A 2,931-nucleotide genomic window follows, 5' to 3' on the forward strand; every position below is an offset into this window, starting at 1 on the left:
GCATTCTCACGCCGATGACCGCGCCGTTCTTCGGTGCAGCCGAAGAGACGCGCGACGCGCTCACGCAGTCGATCGATCCGCACGCTCGCATGTGTTTGCCGGAAGACATCGCGAATCTGGTGCTGTTCCTTGCGTCCGATGAATCGCGCTTCATCAACGGCAGCGAGTATCGGATCGACAACGCGCAGTTGATCATGGGCATTGCCTGAGTTCCCCCGCCATGGCCGATTCGCGTTTTCACCGGCTTAAAGTGGCGGACGTGATCGCGGAGAGCGCCGACGCGCGCTCTTTCGTGTTCGAGTTGCCGCAGGCGCTGCACGATGCATTCAGCTATCGTCCGGGGCAGTTTCTCACGCTCAAGGTGCCGTGCGCGGATGCCACCGTGCAGCGCTGTTATTCACTCTCGAGCGCACCGGGCATCGACCGCGCGCCGAAGATCACCGTCAAGCGGGTGCGCGACGGGCGCGTGTCGAACTGGATGTGCGACAGCATTCAACCCGGCGATGAACTCGACGTGATGGCGCCCGCGGGCGTGTTCACGCCGCGTTCGCTGGATGGCGACCTGCTTCTGTTCGCGGGTGGCAGTGGCATCACGCCGGTGTTGTCGATTCTCAAGTCCGCGCTGGTGAACGGGCGCGGCATGCTCACCCTGATCTATGCGAATCGGGACGCGCAGTCGGTGATTTTCAGCGAAGAACTGCGGCAACTCGGGCAGCGGCACGCGGGAAGATTGCGGGTGATTCACTGGCTCGATAGCGTGCAGGGCATTCCGCAGCAACGTCATCTGGAAGAACTGGCGCGGCCGTGGAGTATGCAGGAATGCTTTATCTGCGGGCCGGCGCTGTTCATGGAGAACGCGTTGGCAGCAATGTTGGCGCTGGGTTTGCCGCGCGCGAAGGTGCATGTGGAGCGGTTTGCTTCGCTGCCGGATTTGCCGGCTACGGTTGGCGTGTCCATGCCGGGGGTCGCAGGAATGCCAGGAGTGACCGGTGTACCCGGCGGGCTCGGAGTACCAGGAGTACCCGAAACGCGCACCACGTCCGCGGCGCCAGAACTGCCGCACGTGCCCTTGGCATCGGAACCGCCCCCGACGGCCCCCATCGCAAACGCCGCAATCGAAACCGTGCTCGACGGCCACACCTTCACCTTCATCTGCGAAACCGGTGAAACCCTGCTCGACGCCATGCTGCGCGCCGACGTGCCGGCCCCCAACTCGTGCCGCAGTGGTTTGTGCGGCGCCTGCATGTGCCGGGTCGAAGCCGGTAGCGTGAACCTGAACGCCAACCACGTGCTCGATGCGGCCGATCTGACCGACGGCTGGACGCTTGCCTGTAGTGCGACACCCGCCAGCGCGACGTTGCGCGTGGTTTTCCCCGACTAGGTTCGCGGTTCGCACGCGCGGTTCTCGCGTGGTGCGCTTGCCGCGAACCGTTTCCATCGAATTCACCATGACGCTCAACCACATCCTGACGACGCCCGCGCTGATCGCACGCGGCGCCGCGCGCTACGGCACGCGTATCGCGATCGAAACAGTCCAGGGCAGCCTGAGCTATGCGCAACTGGACGCTGCGCGCATCGAGGCGGCGCGCGCGTTGATCAGTTGCGGCATCCAGCCGGGCGAGCGTGTCGCGATCTGGGCGCCGAATATTGCTGAATGGATCGTGGCGGCGCTCGCGATTCACAGCGCGGGCGCGGCGCTGGTCCCGATCAATACCCGTATGAAGGGGCTGGAAGCCGCGGCGATTCTCGAGGATAGCGGCGCGCGTCTGCTGTTTTGCTGTGGCACTTTCCTCGGCGATTCGTATCCGGCCATGCTGGCGGCACACCGTCCTGCGACGCTTGAACGGGTCGTGATGTTCGACGGCTCTGCAGCAGAATCGATTGGTGGCCGCGACGAGACCTGGGACGCGTTCCTGCGGCGCGTGGCAGGCACCTCGATGGAAGCGTTCCGCGCCCGCGAAGCGGCGGTGCGCCCCGATACGCTGATGGACATCATGTTCACGTCCGGCACGACGGGCCGCCCGAAGGGTGTGATGACGACGCACGGCCAGAACCTGCGCGCGATTCACGATTGGGCGCAGATCGCAACGCTGCGTGAAAGCGACCGCTATCTGATCGTCAATCCGTTCTTTCACGCGTTCGGCTACAAGGCTGGCTGGCTAGCGGCGTTCGCGAGTGGCGCGACTGTGTTGCCGCATCTGGTGTTCAACCCGGAGCGCGTGCTCGAACGAATCGTGCGTGATCGCGTGTCCGTTTTGCCGGGACCGCCGACGCTGTACCACGCGTTGCTCGACATGCCGGACCTGGCCACGCGCGATCTGTCGTCTTTGCGAGTCGCGGTGACGGGCGCGGCATCGATTGCGCCGAGTCTGATCGAAAGGATGCGCGCGCAACTGGGTTTCGAAACCGTGCTGACGGGCTATGGCCTCACGGAGTCGTGCGGTTTTGCCACGCTGTGCCGTAACGGAGACGATGCGGAGACCGTTGCTAATACATCAGGCCGCGCGATGCCCGGCGTGGAGATCCGTATCGCCGACAGCAGTGGCGACGCGGTTGCCGTCGGCGAGACAGGGGAAGTCCTGATTCGTGGCTACAACGTGATGCAAGGTTATTTCGGTCAGCAGGAGACTACCTTCGACACGATCGACGCCGAAGGCTGGCTGCATACCGGCGACCTCGGCACGCTCGACGAACGCGGCTATCTGCGCATCACGGATCGCATCAAGGACATGTTCATCGTCGGCGGCTTCAACTGCTATCCGGCTGAGATCGAGCGGCTGTTCAGCGCGCATCCAGCGGTGGCGCAAGTGGCACTCGTCGGCGTGCCCGACGAGCGGCTCGGCGAAGTGGGTCATGCGTATGTGGTGTTGCGTTCGGGCGAGCACGCGAGCCCGGAAGAACTGACCGACTGGGCCCGCAGCAATATGGCGA

At 64.3% G+C, this 2,931-nt stretch carries 3 protein-coding genes; all 3 read left to right on the forward strand.

Annotated elements, in window-relative coordinates; all coding sequences use genetic code 11:
* On the forward strand, positions 1–209 hold a 209-nt coding region (locus VFE81_RS04220), incomplete at its 5' end, for an SDR family oxidoreductase (protein WP_325043391.1).
* Positions 210–220: 11 nt separating this feature from the next.
* The gene (locus VFE81_RS04225; RefSeq protein WP_325043392.1) at positions 221–1,381 is read left to right on the forward strand and encodes a ferredoxin--NADP reductase; all 1,161 of its coding nucleotides are present in this window, start codon (positions 221–223) and stop codon (positions 1,379–1,381) included.
* Between the two features lie 67 nt (positions 1,382–1,448).
* The coding region (locus tag VFE81_RS04230) for a FadD3 family acyl-CoA ligase (protein ID WP_325043393.1) at positions 1,449–2,931 on the forward strand (1,483 nt) is incomplete at its 3' end.

The organism is Paraburkholderia sp. (genome assembly GCF_035656215.1).
Taxonomy (GTDB): Bacteria; Pseudomonadota; Gammaproteobacteria; order Burkholderiales; family Burkholderiaceae; genus Paraburkholderia.

What these genes read in the sequence shown, in the direction of transcription:
- VFE81_RS04225 (WP_325043392.1), top strand. Translation starts at nt 221, where the DNA reads ATGGCCGATTCGCGTTTTCACCGGCTTAAAGTGGCGGACGTGATCGCG.